The sequence below is a fragment of the Promicromonospora sp. NPDC050880 genome, assembly GCF_044456525.1.
GTDB lineage: Bacteria > Actinomycetota > Actinomycetes > Actinomycetales > Cellulomonadaceae > Promicromonospora.
Genome location: NZ_JBITFV010000001.1, coordinates 695,678 through 714,645, shown reverse-complemented (window position 1 = coordinate 714,645; position 18,968 = coordinate 695,678). Strand labels below are relative to the sequence as shown.

Genomic DNA, 18,968 nt, shown 5'->3' with positions numbered 1-18,968 from the left:
CCCGTGCGACGACGCCACCCAGAGCGTCTGATCGCGTGTGCCCGGAAACGCAGGAGCAGGAACCCGGAGGGATCGAGCGTGACCACACACTCGGTTGGCGGCGAGCAGCCGCTCCGCTTCACCGCGTCGGCAGGACTCGGCGTACGCGCCGCGAGCTCGACCCTGCACGAGCCCCGCGCCCTGGCCCCGGACGCGAACGGCCGACCGCTGCACGCCGTCCCCACGCCGCGGGCGCGCACCGGCTGGCAGGCGGGGTACCAGGCGCGCATCCGGCTGACCGACGTCGCCGTCGTGTGCGCGACGCTCGCCACCGCCCTCGGGCTCCAGCTCGTGGTCGACGGCGGGGCCCTGCGCGCGCCAGCCGACCTCACCGTGCACACGACGGCCGCCGCGCTGCTCGCCGTCGTCTGGCTCGCCGCCCTGGCGACCAACCGGGCCTACGACGTGCGGTTCTTCGGCCGCGGCATGTCCGAGTACCAGCGCGTGCTCGACGCGACGTGGAAGGCGTTCAGCCTCGTCGTCCTGCTCGCATGGGTCACGGCGTACTCCGACGCACGCGGAGCCCTGCTCGTCGCGTTCCCCCTCGGCATGGTCGGCCTCGTCGCGGCCCGGTACGCGTGGCGGCAGCACCTGCTGCGCCAGCGTCGCCGCGGCGACGGCGGCCTGACCATCCTGCTCGCGATCGGCGACCGCCCCCAGGCCGGGCGCCTGATCCGCCTGCTCAACGGCACACCCGAGCAGGAGTTCCTCGTGGCGGGCGTGTGCGTGCCGTCCGGCGGCGTGCGCCCCGGCGAGCACGTCAGCGGCGTGCCCGTGCTCGGCGACCTCAGCGACGTCGGTCGCGTGGCCCACCGGCTCGGGGCCGACGCCGTCGCGGTGAGCAGCTCGCACGAGATCACGGCGGAGGACGTGCGCCGGCTCGGCTGGGAGCTCGAGCGCTACGGCGTCGACCTCATGCTGACGGCCGAGCTGGCCGACGTCGCCGTCCCCCGCATCACCGTCTCCCCCGCACCCGGCATGTCGCTGCTGCACGTGGACATGCCCCGGTTCGGCGGCCCCAAGTTCTCCGTGAAGCAGGTCATGGACTGGTCGCTGGCCGCCGTCATCACGGCCCTCGCGTCCCCTGTGCTCCTCGCCATCGCCGTCGTCGTCGCGGCGACCAGCCGCGGTCCGGTGTTCTACGTGGCGCACCGCGTGGGCCGGAACGGCCAGCTCTTCCCGATGGTCAAGTTCCGCACCATGCACGTGGGCGCTGACTCCGACGTGGTCGCCCTCTCCGCCAGCAACGAGGGTGCGGGCCCGCTGTTCAAGATGCGGTCCGACCCGCGCGTCACGCCGGTGGGCCGGTTCCTGCGCCGCTACTCCCTCGACGAGCTGCCGCAGCTGTTCAACGTGCTCGGCGGGCACATGAGCCTGGTCGGCCCACGGCCGCCCCTGCCGCACGAGGTCGCCGCCTACGAGGAGCGCATGCGCCGCCGGCTCCTGGTCAAGCCGGGCATGACCGGCCTCTGGCAGGTCACGGGCCGCTCCGACCTCTCGTGGGAGGAGGCCGTGCGCCTCGACGTCTACTACGCCGAGAACTGGACGCCGTTCCTCGACCTGCTGATCCTGGCGCAGACCGCACGCGCGGTGGTCTCGGGCCGCGGCGCGTACTGAGCCTGCCCCCGCGCCGCCGATCCGGGCCGAGGCACCTCCTGAGATGCCGTGGCAGCCGAGACCGGTCCACTGCCTCGAGATCGGTCCATCAATCGACCGATCTTGAGGCAACCGACCGATCTCGCGAGGACCTGCGGCCTCACATTGCCCGGCGGAGACGCATCGGGGTGTGCGGGATGCCGTCCTCCAGGAACTCGTCACCGTCCGGCTCGAAGCCGTGCTTGCCGTACCAGCCCGTCAGCGGCGACTGGGCGTCCAGCACCACGTCACGCCGGTCGCCCGAGTCCTCGACGTACTTCAGCGCCGCGCGCATCACCTCGTCGGACAGGCCGCGGCCACGTGCCCCCTTGACCAGCGCGACGCGCCCGATGCGCCACACGTCGCCGTCGTCGAGCACACGGGCGGTGCCGAGCACGCGCGTGCCGCCGTCGGACACCGAGTCAGGAGCCGCCTCGCCGAGCATCACCACCTGGCGGGTGGCGGGCTCGAGGTCACGCCCGTCGAGGTCCTCGTACGGGCAGTCCTGCTCGACGACGAACACGTCCTGGCGCAGCTTCCAGACCCCGTAGGCGATGGCGACGTCGAGCTGGGCGAGGGGGGTGGTGATGATCTGCACGGTGTCGATGCTCTCATCCGACCGGCAGGTGCCGCTGCCACCAGTCCAGGATCACCTCGAAACGCTGCTTGCGGTGCCGCGGCCGGCCCGAGCGGGACAGCTCGTGGTTCTCGCCGGGGAACACCACCAGCTCCGTGTCCACGCCGTTCCGCTTGAGCGCGGAGTAGTAGCGCTCCGCCTGGGACAGCGGGCAGCGCAGGTCGAGCTCGGAGTGCAGCACGAGCGTGGGCGTTCGCACCTGGCCGACGACGGCCTGCGGCGACTGCGCCGCCACCTGCTCCGGGGTCTCGCCCACGTACTCCAGGCCGAAGAACGAGCCGATGTCGCTGGTCCCGAAGAACACCTCGGGGTCGAGGAAGCCGCGCTCCACGATCGCGCCCGCGAAGCGGTGGTCGTGCGCGATGGTCCAGGCGGTGAGGTACCCGCCGTACGAGCCGCCGAGCACGCCGACGCGGGAGCCGTCCAGGCGCCCGTCGGCGGCGACGGCGCCGTCCAGGAAGTCGAGCACGTCGTGCAGGTCCACGGTGCCCATCGCCTGCCGGATGGCCCGGCCGTGCGCCTGCCCGTAGCCCGCCGACCCGCGCGGGTTGCAGTAGACGACGGCGTACCCGGCGTCGACCAGCACCTGCGTCTCGTCGAACAGGGCGGTGGTGTAGGACGCGTACGGGCCGCCGTGGATCATGAGCAGCGTCGGGTGCTGCCCGGTGCCCTCGGGCACGGCCACCCAGCCGTGCACGGGGTAGCCGTCGCGCCCGGTGACGACGAGCTCCTTCGGGGTGACGACGCCGGCGGCGCGCAGCGGTGCGGAGAAGTCGGTGACGCGCCGCAGACCGCCCTCCCCGGTCGCGGACGCCGACGCCGCGGCACCCGCCTCGACGACACCCACCTCGCCGTAGGTGCCCGGGTCCGCGTAGGACACGGCCAGCGTCCCGCCACCGACCCCGAATCCCGACACGACGACGTCTCCGCTGGTCAGCTGGGTTGTGACCCCGTCATCGGCGACGTGGACCACGTGCTGGGTGCCGCGGGTCTCCAGGGCGAGCAGCACCCCGCCGTCGTCCAGCGGGAGCGGCTCACCGCCCACGGTCTGCGTCTCCGGGTCGGTGAGCCGGCGCGGCTGCTGGTCGGCCCAGGCCGACAGCACGTAGAGCGCGGCGTTGCGCGCCACGAAGTCCTTGCCCTCGGGTCCGAGGTCCTGGGCCACGACGTACAGCTCGCCGCCCGCCCCGAACGCGATGGCCTGCGGGCCGAGCGTGCCGAGGTCGACGTCGGACCCGCCGCCGCCCGACCCCGTCAGCGGCAGCACGCGCACGGTCCCGGTGCCGACCTGTCCCGGGCCCTGCTCGCGTGCGGCGACGACGCCGAGCGCGGCTCCGTCGGGCGTGAAGGCGAGCGCGCTGTGGTCGACGTCGTGGGTGGTCACCCGGCGCGGTTCGGGGACGGCCGGGCGCGGCTCGGCCGGCCCCTGCGGCGTCGCGACGGGCTGGACCACGGGCTCGGCGGCGACGTCGGGCACGTCCACGACGTACGCGTGCTGCGGGCGGTCGCGGTGGTAGCCGAGGCCGTTGCGCGTCCAGCTCCAGCTCGTGATGCGGCGCGGCTCCTCGGCGGCGGGCGCGATGCCCTCGACCGAGCCGTACCGGCCCGGTTCGGGCTCCCGGCTCAGGAAGGCGAGGCGGGTGCCGTCGGGCGACCAGCGGAAGTCGGTCACGCCGAGCTGGCGCTCGGTGATCTGGACCGCCTCGCCGCCGCCGACCGGGAGCACCCAGAGCTGCGGCGCGGCCTGCGGTTCGGCGCGCAGGAAGGCGACCAGGGCGCCGTCGGGCGAGAAGCGCGGCTCAGTGTCACGGAAGCCGCGGGTGAGGCGGCGGGGCGCGGGGGTGCGGCCGGTCGGGGCCGCGAGCGCCAGGTCTCCCGAGGGTGTGACGGCCGGCATCGTGGCGGCCGCGAGCGGTACCCGCCAGAGCTGGCCCACGGTGGCGTCGGCGTCGAGGTCGGGCCGGGTCACGGACACGACGGCCCACGTGCCGTCCGGGTGGACGGCAGGGCGGGAGACGGTGCGGACGAGGGGAAGATCGGCTGCCTGCATGGGCCGGACATTACCCTTGCGAACATGTCCGACACACAGCAGACCTCCGCCCCGGCCACCCCGGAGGCGGCGGGTGCCCCTGCCACGGGGGCCGCGGGCGAGATCCCCGCCGGCCAGGCCCCGTCCGCCGTCGCTCCGGACTCCTGGGGCGAGCCACGCACCCGCGAGCTGACCTGGTACGACCCGATGCAGCTCGCGGCACAGGCGCCGCTGGTGCCCGGCGTCGAGTTCCTGCGCCGCATGCGCGACGGCCTGATCCCGCCGCCCCCGATCGCCGCGCACTTCGGCCTCGACATCGACGAGGTGGAGGAGGGCCGGGTGACGTTCCGGTGCGCCCCGGACGAGTCGGGCTTCAACCCGATCGGCACCATCCACGGCGGCGTGCTGTGCACCCTCCTGGACACGGTGTGCGGCTGCGCGATCCAGTCGGTGCTGCCGCCCGGCAAGGGCTACACGTCGGTCGAGATCAAGGTGAACTACGTCAAGGCCGTGCGCGGGGGCGGCGGCCCGCTCACCGCGGAGGGCACCGTGGTCAAGGCGGGCTCGCGCGTGGGCTTCACGGAGGGCGTGGTCCGCGACGCGACGGGCGCGGTGGTGGCGACGGCGTCGAGCACGCTGCTGGTGTTCGACGTGCCGGCGTCGTAGCCGGGCGCGCGGGCCGGCTGACCCGGTCAGGCGGGCCGGAGCGCCCGACCACGCCGGCCGGCGCGCGCCGACCGATCACCCTGCCTGCCACCCGCGCCGCCGCACCCCGAACGCAGAAGTGCGCTTCTACCCAGTCATCAGGCCCAGATCCAGCTCGTTTTCCGGGCCCAATGACTGGGTAGAAGCGCACCTTCGTGCACCGACCCAGCCGACGCGGGTGGTGCGGGTGCCGAGAGACCCCCGCGCCACCCGCGTCACGTCAGGAACAGACCCACCACCCACGCACCCGTGGCGACCAGCGAGCCCACCAGCTGCACCCCGATCGTGATCAGCGTGGCCTGCACCGCCGCCTTGGTGGACGCCCACGCCGCCGGCACCTCCTTGTGCCGCGCCCACTCCAGCAGGAAGATCGCGCCCACGAAGAACAGGAACAGCCCGATCACCGGCACCACGAAGAAGCCGACGATGCCCGCGATACCGCCGACGGCGAGGGTCACCCAGGGCAGGTTCGCCTTGCGCAGGTGCTTGCCCGCGATCAGCCACTGCGCCACCTCGGCGACGGCGATCGCGGCCGCCGCGATGCCGAACACCACCCACGCCTCGACCCCGCCGGTGAAGATGGCCCACACGAGGATGCCGCCCAGCACCAGCACGGCACCGGGCAGGATCTGGACCACGATGCCGATCAGTCCCACGAAGATGGCGACGCCGACGAGTACTTCTCCCAGAACGCTCACGGCCGAACCCTAGCGGGTGAGCGGCGTCCGCTCGATCAAACGCCCGCGTCTACGCTTCTGACCATGAGGCCAGGTCAACGATGCGCACGACGGCGCCCCGACGCCACGACCCCGCTCCGGCACGGGACACGACGGTGAGCCACGCGGTCGCCGGCTACCTCGCCCGGCTGGGCCTGGACCCCGCGCTCGCCGCCGGGCGCCCCACCACGCCCGACGCCGCGGTCGAGACCCTCGACGAGATCCACCGCCGGCACGCCGAGCGCATCCCGTACGAGAACCTGCACACCATGCTGGGCAGCCCGCCCGACATCGACGCGGCCGCGACCCTGCGCCGCGTGGCGGCTGGCGGCAACGCGGGGTACTGCTTCCACCACAACGGCATCCTCATCGCGGCCCTGCGCGCGCTCGGCTACGACGTCGTGGAGGCCTGGGGCCACAACTGGGACCACGACGCCGAGCGCCGCGACGTCCATGTCGGCCACCTCGCGCTGTCGGTGCGCGGCCTGCCGACCGCCGACAACCCGGGTGGTGTCTGGTGGCCCGACGTCGGTTGCGGCGACGGCCTGCACGCCCCGCTCCCGCTCGTGGCGGGCGAGTACCGCCAGGGCCCGTTCACCTACCGCCTGGACGTGCGCGCCGACGGCTGGACGTTCCACCACGACGCCCAGGGCAGCTTCGGCGCGGTGGACATCTTCGATGCGCAGCTGACCCAGGCGCAGGCTGAAGCCGCCCACCGCCGCCTCACCGCCCCGGACAGCGGCGCCTACGCCCGCAAGCTCGTGGTCCAGCGCCGGCTCCCCGACGCCGCGGAGACGATCCGCGGCTGCCAGTTCACCCGGACGGGCGCACGCGCTTCGCGAGCGGAGCTGACCAGCTACGACGACTGGCGGGACGGCTTGGTGACCCTGGGCATCAGGATGCAGGACGTCGACGCCGACGCCCTGCGCGGCCTGTTCGACCGCAGCCTGACGGCCCACCGGGAGTGGCTGGCGGCGCGTTAGCCCTGGTGGCTCGATGCGGCCCGCTCCCCGGGCGGGCCGCTTGGGGGCCTCAGTTCCAGAAGACCGCGACGAGGATGTTGACCAGCGTCAGCCCGAGCACGGAGCCCTTGAGCCCCTGGGAGACGTTCTCCCCCTTGCGCACGGCGATCACGGCCAGCACGGCGACGGCGAGCGCGATGATCAGCTTGACGCCGATCTTCGCCATGGACGGGCCGCCGTCGTCCCAGAGGCCGCCCATCTCGGCGATGCCGACCATGATGACGCCCGCGACGACAGCACCCATGGCACCGTGCGAGACACCCTTGTAGAGGGCCTTGGTCCGCAGCGACGCGATGGAGCCGCCGAAGACGAGGGCCCAGCTCGCGAAGTGCAGGAACACGAAGACGTTGTAGAGGAACTCCATGGTGGGCAGCCTATCGGCGACGGGCATACGAACCGCCTCGAAACCACGCACGCAGGGAGTTAGTGACACTCTTCACAAGGCCCTGGAGAACACCGCCTGGGAACCCTCCGAGCCCCGACCTCCCCGCGACGTCGGCAACCCCTGCGAGGTCGGCAATTGGCGTCGAGATCGGTCCAGACCTCTGCCGACCTCGACGCCAACTGCCGACCTCGAACGAGCCACCACGGCAACCTGCCGACCTCGCCGACCAGCTCCTGGAGTAGACATCCGGGGGAATCCCGACTGTTCTGGTCGGGAAATCCATAGGCAACATTGATGCACCCGATAGACATCCACTATGTGGACGTGGTCTTCCGCCCGTCCGACCCCCCGGTTAACGTCTTCGCCATGACCAAGGCAGCAGCGCGCACAGCACTCGTGACATCCCGTCACGAGATGCGAATGCCCGCCATGCCGACCTGTGCCTGCGACCGCTGTCGCAGCTGTCTGCACTGACGCGCCCCTCGCCCTCCGCAAGGTCAGCGCGCGCCGCCGGCCCGCAGCGCTGAGTCCCTGGTCATCCCCGGGAAACGGCCTCCTGCCCGTAACGACGCGCACCACTCCCCCAGCCAGCTTCATGCCCGCGCGCCCCGCACGAACAGGACCCTGCCCATGGTGAACACCGCCCCGCCCGCACAGCCCCGCACCACCAAGCGCCCCGCCCGCCCCAACGGCCAGTGGAAGGTCGACGGCACCGCCCCGCTGAACCACAACGAGGAGTTCAAGCAGGAGTCCGACCCGCTGGAGGTCCGCGACCGGATCGAGAAGATCTACGCCCAGGAGGGCTTCGACTCGATCCCCGGTGACGACCTGCACGGCCGGTTCCGCTGGTGGGGCCTGTACACGCAGCGCAAGCCCGGGATCGACGGCGGCAAGACGGCCACCCTGGAGCCGCACGAGCTCGAGGACAAGTACTTCATGCTCCGCGTCCGCATCGACGGCGGCGCCCTGACCACCGAGCAGCTCCGGACCATCGCGGGCATCAGCACCGAGTTCGGGCGCGACTCCGCCGACATCACCGACCGGCAGAACATCCAGCTCCACTGGGTCGAGGTCGAGTCGGTGCCCGAGATCTGGCGCCGGCTGGAGGCGGTCGGCCTGAGCACCACCGAGGCCTGCGGCGACGTGCCGCGCGTCATCCTGGGCAGCCCGGTCGCGGGCGTCGCGAAGGACGAGCTCATCGACCCCACGCCGGTGATCGAGGAGATCCAGGAGCGCTTCATCGGCGACCCGGCCCTGGCCAACCTGCCCCGCAAGTTCAAGTCGGCGATCACCGGGCACCCCAGCCTCGACGTGGTGCACCAGATCAACGACATCTCGTTCGTCGCCGTCGACCACCCCGAGCACGGGATCGGCTACGACGTCTGGGTGGGTGGCGCGCTGTCCACGGCGCCACGCCTCGCGGAGCGCCTGAACGCCTTCGTCTCCCCGGAGGAGGCCGCCGAGGTCTGGCACGGCGTAGTCCGCATCTTCCGCGACTACGGGTACCGGCGGCTGCGCAACAAGGCCCGCCTGAAGTTCCTGCTCGCGGACTGGGGCGTCGAGAAGTTCCGCCAGGTGCTGGAGGACGAGTACCTGGGGTACCAGCTCCGCGACGGGATCGAGCCGCCGTCGCCCGCCTCGCTCGGCCTGGACGAGCGCGGTGACCACGTGGGCGTCCACGAGCAGCACGACGGTCGCTTCTACATCGGCGCCGCCCCCACGGTGGGCCGGGTCTCGGGCGAGACGCTCGCGCGCCTGGCGGACCTGGCCGAGGCGCACGGCAGCCGCCGCGTGCGCCTGACGCCGCAGCAGAAGCTCCTGGTGCTGGACGTCGCACAGGACGAGGTCGAGCCGCTGATCACCGGACTGGCCGAGCTCGGCCTCCAGGCCCGGCCCAGCCCCTTCCGCCGCAACACCATCGCCTGCACCGGCATCGAGTACTGCAAGCTCGCGATCGTCGAGACCAAGGCGACGTCGGCCGCCGCCATCACGCAGCTCGAGGAGCGGCTCGGCGACCTGACCAACCTCAAGCCGCTGAGCCTGCACGTCAACGGCTGCCCCAACTCGTGCGCACGGATCCAGACGGCCGACATCGGCCTCAAGGGCCAGCTCGTGCTCGACGACGACGGCAACCAGGTGCCCGGCTTCCAGGTGCACCTCGGCGGCGGCCTCACGTCGCTCGACCGGGACGACGCCGGCCTCGGGCGCACCGTGCGCGGCCTCAAGGTGACCGCCGACGGGATCGGGGACTACGTGGAGCGGGTCGTGCGCCGGTACGACGCCGACCACGAGGGCGACGAGACCTTCGCCGAGTGGGCGCACCGCGCCGACGAGGAGGCGCTGCGATGACCACCACGGAGCCTGCGTCCGCCGTCGCGCTCGCCGCGCCGGCGTCGGCGTTCGGGGCGGGCGTGAACCCGCGTCTCGCTCGCGTCCGCGCCCGTGCGGCCGCCCGGGAGAGCATCCGCGCGGCCCGGCCGATCGCCCGGTCCCGCCGTCGTCGCCGGACCGCCGAGGAGCTGCGGGCCGTCGTGGAGCGCGGGCAGGCGCAGCTGCACGCGTCGTCCGGCAACCGGGAGGCGGACGCCCACGCCGTCATCGCCTGGGCGGTGCGCGAGTTCGGTCCGTTCATGGCGGTGGCGTCCTCGATGCAGGACACCGTGCTGTCGCACCTGGTCGCGGAGCAGTTCCCGTTCGTGGACGTGCTGTTCGGCGACACGGGCTACCACTTCGCGGAGACGCTCGGCACGCGGGGCGCCGTCGAGATCGAGCTCGACGTGACCGTCATCGACGTGCGCCCCGAGCTCACGGTGGCCGAGCAGGACGCACGGTACGGCCCCCGGCTGCACGACCGCGACCCCGAGGCGTGCTGCGCGATGCGCAAGGTCGCCCCCATGCAGAAGGCGCTGACCGGTTACGAGGCCTGGGCCACGGGCGTGCGCCGCAGCGAGACCGCGGCCCGCGCGAACGCGCCGCTGGTGAGCTGGGACGAGCGCAACGGCGTGGTGAAGATCAACCCGATCGCCGCGTGGACCGACGACGAGGTGGCCGAGTACGCCGCGCGGCACGGCCTCGTGGTCAACCCGCTGCTCGCGGACGGCTACCCGTCGGTCGGCTGCGAACCGTGCACCGCGCGGCCGCTGCCGGGTCAGGACGCGCGCTCGGGCCGCTGGGCCGGGCTCGACAAGGACGAGTGCGGTCTCCATGTCTGACATCTATCCCCTGGGACTCCGCGTCGCCGGCCGGCTCGTCGTCGTGGTCGGCGGCGGGCCCGTGGCCGCCCGCCGCGTCGGCGCGCTGGTCGACGCCGGCGCACGCGTGCGGGTCGTCGCGCCGCACAGCGTCCTGGCCGAGTCCGGCCTTGCCACCACCGAGGCCACCACCGAGGCCACCACCGAGGCCACCACCGAGGCCACCACCGAGGTTCCCGAGCCGACGGACGGCCCGGCGCCCGGCGCCGTCGAGTGGGTGCGACGCGACTACCGCACCGGCGACCTCGACGGCGCGTGGCTCGTGCACACGGCCACCGGTTCGCCGTCCGTGGACCAGCAGGTGGCCGACGACGCCGAGCGCGCGCGGGTCTTCTGCGTCACGGCGGGCGACGCCACCGCGGGGACCGCCTGGGTGCCCGCGGTGGCGCGCACGACCCTGACCGACGACGCCGAGGTGACCGTCGCGGTGACCGCCGGCCGGGACCCCCGCCGCTCGCGGGCGATCCGGGACGCGGTGGCGGCGGCGCTGCAGTCGGGCACCCTGCCTCTGCGGCGGCACCGCCCCCGTGCCACCGGCCCGCACCGGGACGGCACGGCATCGGTCCAGGCCGGCCCGGTGCCGGGTGACGCGCACGCTCCCGCGCCGACGATCGAGCCCGGCCGGGTGTGGCTCGTCGGCGGCGGCCCGGGCGACCCGGGCCTCGTCACCGCCCGCGGCCGCGCCGTCCTGGCCCAGGCCGACGTCGTGGTCGTCGACCGGCTCGGCCCGCGCGCGCTGCTGCGGGAGCTGTCCCCAGAGGTCGAGGTGATCGACGTGGGCAAGACCAGTGGCAACCACCCGGTGCCGCAGCACGAGATCAACGCGCTGCTGATCCAGCACGCGCAGGCGGGGCGCGACGTCGTGCGGCTCAAGGGCGGCGACCCGTACGTGCTGGGCCGCGGCGGCGAGGAGCTGGCGGCGTGTCGCGCGGCGGGCCTGGAGGTCGACGTGGTGCCGGGCGTCACATCGGCGGTCTCGGTGCCGGCCGCGGCCGGCATCCCGGTCACGCACCGCGGTGTGGCGCGCGGCTTCAGCGTCCTGACCGGGCACGACGGCGCCGCCGACGTACCCGGCGGCCCCGACCACACGCTGGTGCTGCTCATGGGTGTCACCCGGCTGGCCGAGACCGCCGCGGCACTCGTCACGCGGGACCGTCCTGCCGACACCCCGGTCGCCGTGATCGAGGACGGCTACGGTCCCCGACAGCGCGTCACCACCGGCACGCTGGCCACGATCGCCGCCCGCGCGCAGGCGGCAGGCGTCCTGCCCCCGGCGGTCGTCGTGGTGGGCGCGGTGGTCCGCCTCTCCCCGTCCTGGCCCCCACAAGCTCGTTGAGTGCTGGGTCTCTGCCGGCGCGAAGGCCATCAACCCGGCAGAGACCCAGCACTCAACGGAACTCTGCCGCTCGCGCCAGGACGTAGCGGATGACCTCCACGTCCTGCGAGCGGACCGCGATGCTCCAGGCGCCCGAGCCGGACGCGCCCTCGATCTGCGTGTAGGCCGCGCGGGCGAAGAGGCCGCGGGTGGGAGCCTGCGTACCGAACACCCGGTGCGGGGCGTCGCCCAGCACCTCCGCCAGCGCGTCGAGCGACTCCGGGTCCAGCCCGACCCGCAGCGTCACCCGGCGCACCTTCCGCTCCATCAGGTACGCCCCGACGCGGACGGCACCCCCGCCCACGACGACGGCGAGGTCCTGGTCCGGTGTGCGCTGCAGGCCGAACCGGGCCAGGACGCCGCCGAGCACCGCGGAACCCGCGCTGCGCGGCACGGCCGGCCCGCGCCTGACCCGCCCGGCGCTGCCCGCGCCGGTGGGCTCGCGGTCGGCTCCGGCGTCGGGGCGGAAGACCGGAAGCGGTTCGGGGTGGACGGGAGGAACGGGCTCTGCGTCGGTGAGCGAGCCCGGGTACGGCTCGGCGTCGTGGGCGGGAGACGGCTCCGGCCCGACGTGCTGGTCGGAACGGGGATCGGCATGCGGGGCACGCGCCGGCCCGGTGCGCAGGCCCTCGTCGGCCAACGAGTCTCGGTACGGGTCCAGGCCGGAGAAGGCGTCCGACCCCGGACGATCCTCGACGATCGGCGGGCCGTCGAGCGGCAGCTCCTCGTCGTCCCGCAGCCCCTCCGGCCGCCGAGCGGCCCGGACGGTCAGCACGAGCCACTCCGCGGCCGCGGCCACCGTCACTACGCCCGCGGCCACCCGGAGCACGAAGTTCAGCGGGTCCCAGGTGTTCGAGATGTTCGCGAGCGTGCTCAGCACCCAGATGATGCCCGCGACGAACGCGAGCATGAGGCTGACGAGACGGCGAGTGCGCACTGGACCTGGCTTCATCTCCGACGGACGTGCGGCGAGCAGCCGCGGAAACCCTGCACGGTGCCGCAGGAGACAGCCCCGTGCGGCACCTGCCCCACGGGGGCACCGCAGCGTATCAATGGCTCCGACCAGTGTGAACGCACGGTTGTGTACTTCATCCCCTCCGGCAGCGCGACCTGTCACTCGGGCACGGTGCGTCCCGTGCGTCGGGGTTCAGCTCGTCGTCGGGCCGCCCTGCGAGGCTCACACACGGGGTGAAGCGGGTGCAAGGAAAGTGCTTCACCCCCGCCGCGTCAGAGCAGCCGGCGCGCCACCGCCCAGCGGGTCAGCTCGTACCGCGACGAGAGCTGGAGCTTGCGCAGCACCGCGCTCACGTGGGTCTCGACCGTCTTGATCGAGATGAACAGCTCGCTGGCCACCTCGCGGTAGGAGTAACCACGTGCGATGAGCCGCATGACCTCCTGCTCGCGCTTCGAGAGGCGGTCGAGCTCGTCGTCGGCCACGGCGATGTCGTTCGCGGACGCCCCGAACGCGTCCAGCACGAACCCGGCCAGCCGCGGCGAGAAGACGGCGTCGCCCCCGGCCACCTGTACCACCGCCGACGACAGGTCGGCCGGCGCGATGTTCTTCGTGACGTAGCCGCGCGCACCCGCCCGGATGACCGAGACGACGTCCTCGGCCGCGTCCGACACCGACAGCGCGAGGAACCGCACGCCCTCGGTCAGCAGCCCGGCGCACCGCTGCACCACCTCGGCGCCGCCGCCCCCGTTGCCGCCCGGCAGGTGCACGTCGAGCAGCACCACGGGCGGGCGGTGCTGGTGCACCTGCGCCACCGCGGAGTCGACGTCGAACGCCTCGCCCACCACCGTCACCCGGTCGTCCAGCGAGGCACGCACGCCGGTGCGGAACAGGTGGTGGTCGTCCACGAGCACCACGGGCACCGGGATGGTCACTGAGCTCTGCGTGCTGCCCGACGGCGTCGCGGGGGTTGTCATCTCGTCGCACCTTCCACAGTGGCCGGCACGGCACCGGGGGCCGACGCCGCCCGTGCCCTGCCGTTCTTCTCGGTCTTCTTCTCACCGTTCGCCGGCTTGTCCAGCGGCATCCGCAGCCGCACCTCGGTACCCCATCCTGGCCTGCTCACGACCTCGGCGGTGCCGCCGCGCCGGCGCACGCGCCCGAGGATCGACTCCCGGACGCCGAACCGGTCCTGCGCGATCTCGTCCAGGTCGAACCCGTCGCCACGGTCCCGGACGAACACCTCGGCCACCTCGTCCGTCACCTCCAGGTACACCGACACGGGCGGGGACCCGTGCTTGAAGGCGTTGAGCAGCGCCTCACGGGTGGCCTGGAGCATCGCCGCCGTGGACTCGGTGGGCGGGCAGTCGCCCACCACCACGGTCTCCACGGTGAGCGGCGCCACGGCGTCCTCGATCTCGGCCACCAGCTCCTTGAGCTCGGCCGACACGGACGTGCCCGGCTCGCGACGGTCGTCGTAGAGCCAGCCACGCAGCTCGCGCTCCTGGGCGCGCGCCATGCGGGACACGGCCTCGGGGTCCTTGGCCTGGGCCCGGATCAGGGCGAGGGTCTGCAGCACGGAGTCGTGCAGGTGGGCGGCGATGTCGGCGCGCTCGGCCTCCCGGGCACGGGCGGCGCGCTCGTCGCCGAGCTGGCGCACCAGGCGGATCCACCAGGGCACCGAGACCAGCACCAGGCCCGCGACCATCGCCACCGACGCCACGGTGGCCTGCATGAGCACGCTGACGGGCGTGTCCTGCCCCACGAGCATCAGCACGCCGAGCATGGTCAGCACCACGCCGCCGGCCAGCCGCAGCAGCGCCGTCCGCGAGCGCAGGAGCGACCCGGAGCCACCCACCCACTTGTCGCGCTCGGTGGCGTCGATCTGGCTCCACGCGAGGGCCACGCCGCCGAGCCCGATGAGGGCGGGCAGCACCCAGGACGCGACCGGGTCCCAGCCCGCGCGGTACGCGACGAGCAGCGCGGCGCCGGAGAGCAGCACCACGCCGACCCAGATGTCGCGCGCGGCGAGCCGGGAGACGGGGCCAGAGAGGCGCATCCGGTCGGCGAGCGACGCGGTGGTGCGCTCCTGCGCGCCGGCGTCGGCGGAGGCGTCGGTGGTCAGGCGTGGGGCGAGCCGGCGGCGCTCGGTGGGCACGGCGTCGTCGGGCCGGGCGGGAACGCCGGCCGGGACGGTCACCCACCAGAAGACGTAGGCGACGACGCCGGCCCCCGCGAACCCGGTGAGCACCAGGAACGCGACCCGGACCAGCCAGACCGGCAGGCCCGTGTGCGCGGCCAAGCCCGCGGCCACGCCGGCCAGCCAGCGGCCGCTGTATCCCGGCCCGGCCTGGCCCGGCCTGCGGAGGGTCAGTCGTTGCTTCACTCCCCGATCGTCACACGTCCGTGGCCCCCTGAACACGCCTGAGCCTGGATCTCAGGGTGCCGTGCCGGAGGAACCAGGGTTGGTTCAGGGCCGGTCCCCGATGCCTCCGGGGGCGCCGAGGGACCAGCATGGACACCATGAGCACCGACGAGACGCGTCCCGAGGACGCCACGAGCGGGCCGGGCGGCCCGGCCGACGCGGGGTCGGCCGGACCGGGCACCACGTACTCCGGCCCGGCTGCCGACCCCGCCGAACCGGCGTCCGACCAGAAGGCCGACGCCGCACCCGCCGCACCTCCCGCGCCCGGGCAGCAGCCCTACCCGGAGTCCGGCTTCTTCGCGTCCATCCGCCGCGGCCTGTTCCCGCGCTCCGACCAGCGCTGGGTGGGCGGTGTCGCCGGCGGTGTCGCGGAGCGGATCGGCTGGGACCCGCTGGTGGTGCGCGGCGTGCTGATCATCAGCTTCTTCCTCGGCGGCCTCGGCCTCATCCTGTACGGCATCGCCTGGGCGCTCCTGCCCGAGCGGGACGGCCGCATCCACCTGCAGGAGGCGACGCGCGGCAACTTCGACGTGGCGATGCTCGGTTCGGTGGCCGTGTTCCTCGTCGGCATCGCGTGGGGCGGCCCGCTGGGCTGGTGGGACGACGGCGGCTTCGAGTGGCTGGCCGTCATGTTCTGGCTGGCGGTCTTCGGTGTCGCGCTGCCGCTGATCGTCCAGGGCGTGCAGCGGCGCCGCGACGCCCGCCGCGCGGGCTTCGTCCCTGGCGCGCCGGTCCCGCCGGCACCGGGCGCACCCGCAACGGGCGCACCGGAGGCGCCGACGGGCGGCGCCCCGGCCCCGTACACGCCCGCCCCACCCGTCGACTACCGACGGTCCGAGGGCCTCGTGTACGCGACCGGCGCCGGCCCCGCTCCCCGGCAGCAGCCACAGTACCGGCCCGGCCGCACGCCGCAGCCGCCGCTCGTCCGCACCGCACCGCCGCCCGCCCGGGTCCGGCGGGGCCCGGGCGGTGGCGCCGTCGGCATCACCGTCGGCCTGATCCTGCTGGCCGGGGCCCTGCTCCTGGCCGCGGACCGGGTGGGGGCCGCGGGCTTCCTGGACGACGGCGCGGGTTTCGCCGCTGCCTGGCTGGGCATCTCGACGGTCGTGCTGGGCGTCGCGATCCTCGTCTCCGCGCTGCGCGGCCGCACGAGCGGCGTGCTCGGGTTCTTCGCGATCATCGCCCTGCTGTTCGGCCTCGCGTACCTGACGTTCTACGGCACCTCGGCCGCCTACTGGACCGACGAGGCCGTCACGACCGGGCGCGAGGTCGAGGACATCATGACCGACCCGTCCAACCCGGATGCGGCCACCCTCACCGAGGGCACCGTGGTGGTGCAGACCCTGCGCGAGGCCGAGAACGGCTTCTACGTCCAGTGGGGCGACCCGGAGATCGACCTGTCCGAGCTCGACCTGTCCCGGGTCGAGCCGGGCGACCCCGTCGTCGTGCCGATCGAGCTGGGCGCGGGCCAGACCGTGGTGACGGTGCCCCCGGACGTGGCCGTCGAGGCGAACGCCTACGTCGCCGCGGGAAGTGTCCGGTGGAACGTGGACGACCAGGACCGCGCCGCGAGCGGCGTCGGCTCCGACACGTACTTCGCGAGCGACGAGGTCGGTGACGACGGCGCGGTGCTCAGCCTGGCCATCCGGGCCGGCGCCGGCGAAGTGATCGTGAGCGAGACCCAGGGAAGGAGCACGCGATGAGCGAGCATGCGCACGACGACAAGGACCGGAGCCCGGCCTCGACCGAAACCCCGGACAAGAGCGGCCCGGCGGCGACCGGGACCGGCACAGCAGCGGCCGAGAGCGGCGCACCAGCGATCGAGGCCGAGCCCGAGGCCGAGACGACCCAGACAACCGGCCGGCCCGTGGGCCAGGACGTGAGCGACACCATGACCGATCTGACGCACGACACCACCACCTCTCCGGCCACCGGCACCACCGGTGCCGCCGGGAGTCCCGCCGACCCGACCGAGGTGCTGCCCCCGGCGGCGGTCCTGGCCGAGACACCGACCCAGGTGACCCCGGCCGCGTCGGCCACTCCGCCGACGCAGGAGATCGCGCAGGCGACCCACCGGATCCCCGAGGGCACCGCGCCCGAGGGGGAGGTGCACCCGGCCTACGGCATCGCCGCGGCCCGGGTCCAGGCCGAGTCGGGCGCCGTCCAGGACGCCCCTGTCCACGACGAGTCCGACCCGCTCGCCCCGCTGCGCGAGCCGGAGCCGCAGGGGCCGGGCACGCAGGCCGGTCCCGTGCCCGTGGGCGGGCAGCCCGTCCTGACGGGCTCCGCACCGACAGGCGCTGGTCCAGCCGGTCCGGGGCAGGCAGCTCCCGCACTGGCGGGCGCCGCACAGGCGGGTCAGCCCGGTCAGCCCGTGGCCCAGCCCGCCGTGCGGCGCGGTCCGCGCGTCGGGACGGCCGTCTGGGGACTGATCGTCATCGCGATCGGCCTGGGGATCCTCGCGGTCGCGGCGGGCGTGGTGTTCGACCTGGGTGCCGCCCTGATCGTGCTGCTGGGTGCGGCGGGTGTGATCCTGGTGGTCGGCTCGGTGGTGTCCAGCGTGCGGCGGCGTTAGGCCACGGGCGTAGGTAGGCCCTCCGGTGCGAGGATGACGCCGTGCGCATCACCCACGTGTCGGACACCTACCTGCCCCTGCTCGGCGGCATCGAGGCCCAGGTGAGCCGCCTCGCCCACCAACAGTCGGCGGCCGGCCACGACGTCGAGGTCATCACGACGACCCCCGCCGCACCCGGCGCGCACGGGGTGAGGACCGCCGTCGAGGACGGCGTCACCGTGCACCGCGTCGCTGCCCGCGTCCCGGGCGGCTGGCCGGTCCACCCCCGCTCCACCACCCACGTGACCCGGCGCCTCCGGGAGGTGATCGCCCGTGGCGAGCGGCCCGACGTCGTCCACCTGCACATGGGCGTGCTGGCCCCGACCGTGCAGGCCGCGCTGCGATCCGTGACCCGCCTCGACCTGCCCGCGGTGCTGACCGTGCACAGCGTGTGGGGCGCGGCGGCCCCGCTGTTCGCCGCCGCCGACGCCATGACCCGATGGTCGCGGTGGCCGGTACGGTGGACGGCGGTCAGCGAGCTGACGGCCCGGCCGCTGCGGGACGTCACCGGGACCGACGTCGCGATCCTGCCCAACGGCCTCGACCTGGACGCCTGGAGGGTGCCGCGGACCGAGCGCGACCGGCGGCCCGAGGGCCCGGCGGTGCACGTGGTGTCCGCCGCCCGGTTCGCGTCCCGCAAGCGGATGCTGCCGCTGCTCGCCGCGGTCGCCGACGCCGCGTCCCGGCTCCCGGACGGCTCCCTCTTCGTGACCCTCGCCGGTGACGGCCCGGAACGCGCGGCCGCTCTGCGGTTCGTGGCGGAGCGCGACCTGCGCGACATCGTCGCCCTGCCCGGACGCCTCACCGCCACCGAGCTCAAACGCCTCTACGCCCGGGCCGACGTCTTCGCCGCGCCCGCCGTCGCCGAGGCCTTCGGCCTCGCCGCCCTGGAGGCCCAGGCGGCCGGGCTGGCGGTGGTCACCCGCGCGGGTTCGGGGGTGGCCGAGCGCGTGACGGACGGCGCCACCGGGCTCGTCGTACCCGACGACGAGGAGCTGGCCGCGGCGATCGTCCGGCTCGCGGCGGAGCCCGGCCTGCTCGACGGCCTGCTGGCGCGGGCGGCGACCCCACCGTCGGGCGTGACCTGGCCGGAGGTCCTGGCCGCGACGGAACGGACCTACGCCGAAGCGGCCGCGCTCCTGCCGTCCCGGAGCTGAGGGCAGGCCGCGCGCAGTCCGTCGGT

At 74.1% G+C, this 18,968-nt stretch carries 16 protein-coding genes; 9 read left to right on the top strand and 7 right to left on the bottom strand.

The window, feature by feature from the left end; translation table 11 throughout:
* The first annotated feature begins 78 nt into the window (after positions 1 to 78).
* Positions 79 to 1,656 carry a sugar transferase gene (locus tag ACIBBF_RS03270; RefSeq protein WP_397410429.1) on the top strand — a complete coding sequence of 526 codons (1,578 nt, stop codon included), beginning with the start codon at positions 79 to 81 and terminating at the stop codon, positions 1,654 to 1,656.
* 139 nt (positions 1,657 to 1,795) lie between these two features.
* Here ACIBBF_RS03270 and ACIBBF_RS03265 read toward each other — a convergent pair whose 3' ends face one another.
* Entirely contained in the window at positions 1,796 to 2,272 is a 477-nt protein-coding gene (locus ACIBBF_RS03265) for a GNAT family N-acetyltransferase (RefSeq protein ID WP_397410427.1), read from the bottom strand.
* 13 nt (positions 2,273 to 2,285) lie between these two features.
* The gene (locus ACIBBF_RS03260; RefSeq protein ID WP_397410425.1) at positions 2,286 to 4,361 is read right to left on the bottom strand and encodes a S9 family peptidase; all 2,076 of its coding nucleotides are present in this window, start codon (positions 4,359 to 4,361) and stop codon (positions 2,286 to 2,288) included.
* 24 nt (positions 4,362 to 4,385) lie between these two features.
* Between ACIBBF_RS03260 and ACIBBF_RS03255 the strand changes: the two genes are divergently transcribed.
* A complete protein-coding gene (locus tag ACIBBF_RS03255; protein WP_397410423.1) occupies positions 4,386 to 5,006 on the top strand; it encodes a PaaI family thioesterase in 621 nt (206 codons plus the stop codon).
* 254 nt (positions 5,007 to 5,260) lie between these two features.
* Here ACIBBF_RS03255 and ACIBBF_RS03250 read toward each other — a convergent pair whose 3' ends face one another.
* Complete coding sequence (locus ACIBBF_RS03250; RefSeq protein ID WP_397410421.1) at positions 5,261 to 5,743, bottom strand: DUF456 domain-containing protein; 483 nt, start codon at positions 5,741 to 5,743, stop codon at positions 5,261 to 5,263.
* 134 nt (positions 5,744 to 5,877) lie between these two features.
* On the opposite strand from ACIBBF_RS03250, the gene ACIBBF_RS03245 reads away from it, so the two are divergent.
* Positions 5,878 to 6,744 carry an arylamine N-acetyltransferase gene (locus tag ACIBBF_RS03245; RefSeq protein ID WP_397410419.1) on the top strand — a complete coding sequence of 289 codons (867 nt, stop codon included), beginning with the start codon at positions 5,878 to 5,880 and terminating at the stop codon, positions 6,742 to 6,744.
* A 49-nt stretch (positions 6,745 to 6,793) separates the two neighbouring features.
* Here the strand turns inward: ACIBBF_RS03245 and ACIBBF_RS03240 are convergent, their stop codons facing one another.
* Complete coding sequence (locus tag ACIBBF_RS03240) at positions 6,794 to 7,147, bottom strand: hypothetical protein (RefSeq protein WP_397410417.1); 354 nt, start codon at positions 7,145 to 7,147, stop codon at positions 6,794 to 6,796.
* 651 nt (positions 7,148 to 7,798) lie between these two features.
* On the opposite strand from ACIBBF_RS03240, the gene ACIBBF_RS03235 reads away from it, so the two are divergent.
* The 3 genes from ACIBBF_RS03235 to cobA are packed head-to-tail and all read left to right on the top strand — an operon-like array spanning position 7,799 to position 11,755.
* Positions 7,799 to 9,517, top strand: coding sequence for a nitrite/sulfite reductase (locus ACIBBF_RS03235; RefSeq protein WP_397410416.1), 1,719 nt, complete (start codon positions 7,799 to 7,801; stop codon positions 9,515 to 9,517).
* The gene (locus tag ACIBBF_RS03230; protein ID WP_397410414.1) at positions 9,514 to 10,380 is read left to right on the top strand and encodes a phosphoadenylyl-sulfate reductase; all 867 of its coding nucleotides are present in this window, start codon (positions 9,514 to 9,516) and stop codon (positions 10,378 to 10,380) included. Before ACIBBF_RS03235 ends, ACIBBF_RS03230 begins: the two co-directional genes overlap by 4 nt.
* On the top strand, positions 10,373 to 11,755 hold the full coding sequence (gene cobA, locus ACIBBF_RS03225; protein WP_397410412.1) for a uroporphyrinogen-III C-methyltransferase: 1,383 nt from the start codon (positions 10,373 to 10,375) through the stop codon (positions 11,753 to 11,755). The genes ACIBBF_RS03230 and cobA overlap by 8 nt, the downstream gene beginning before the upstream one ends.
* A gap of 52 nt (positions 11,756 to 11,807) precedes the next feature.
* Here cobA and ACIBBF_RS03220 read toward each other — a convergent pair whose 3' ends face one another.
* The 3 genes from ACIBBF_RS03220 to ACIBBF_RS03210 all read right to left on the bottom strand — a co-directional run bounded on the left by ACIBBF_RS03220 (position 11,808) and on the right by ACIBBF_RS03210 (position 15,132).
* Positions 11,808 to 12,731 carry a hypothetical protein gene (locus ACIBBF_RS03220; protein ID WP_397410410.1) on the bottom strand — a complete coding sequence of 308 codons (924 nt, stop codon included), beginning with the start codon at positions 12,729 to 12,731 and terminating at the stop codon, positions 11,808 to 11,810.
* 290 nt (positions 12,732 to 13,021) lie between these two features.
* The gene (locus ACIBBF_RS03215; RefSeq protein ID WP_397410408.1) at positions 13,022 to 13,723 is read right to left on the bottom strand and encodes a LuxR C-terminal-related transcriptional regulator; all 702 of its coding nucleotides are present in this window, start codon (positions 13,721 to 13,723) and stop codon (positions 13,022 to 13,024) included.
* Positions 13,720 to 15,132: a PspC domain-containing protein gene (locus ACIBBF_RS03210; RefSeq protein ID WP_397410406.1), complete on the bottom strand. Its 1,413-nt coding sequence runs from the start codon at positions 15,130 to 15,132 to the stop codon at positions 13,720 to 13,722. The genes ACIBBF_RS03215 and ACIBBF_RS03210 overlap by 4 nt, the downstream gene beginning before the upstream one ends.
* 137 nt (positions 15,133 to 15,269) lie before the next feature.
* Here ACIBBF_RS03210 and ACIBBF_RS03205 point away from each other — a divergent pair, with 137 nt between their 5' ends.
* Genes ACIBBF_RS03205 through ACIBBF_RS03195 form a run of 3 tightly spaced genes read left to right on the top strand, consistent with a single transcriptional unit; the run spans position 15,270 to position 18,942 of the window.
* On the top strand, positions 15,270 to 16,874 hold the full coding sequence (locus tag ACIBBF_RS03205) for a PspC domain-containing protein (RefSeq protein ID WP_397410404.1): 1,605 nt from the start codon (positions 15,270 to 15,272) through the stop codon (positions 16,872 to 16,874).
* Complete coding sequence (locus ACIBBF_RS03200) at positions 16,871 to 17,746, top strand: hypothetical protein (RefSeq protein ID WP_397410402.1); 876 nt, start codon at positions 16,871 to 16,873, stop codon at positions 17,744 to 17,746. The genes ACIBBF_RS03205 and ACIBBF_RS03200 overlap by 4 nt, the downstream gene beginning before the upstream one ends.
* 41 nt (positions 17,747 to 17,787) lie before the next feature.
* Positions 17,788 to 18,942 (top strand): glycosyltransferase family 4 protein, encoded by a 1,155-nt coding sequence (locus ACIBBF_RS03195; protein ID WP_397410400.1) that lies wholly within the window; start codon positions 17,788 to 17,790, stop codon positions 18,940 to 18,942.
* Positions 18,943 to 18,968 lie beyond the last annotated feature (26 nt).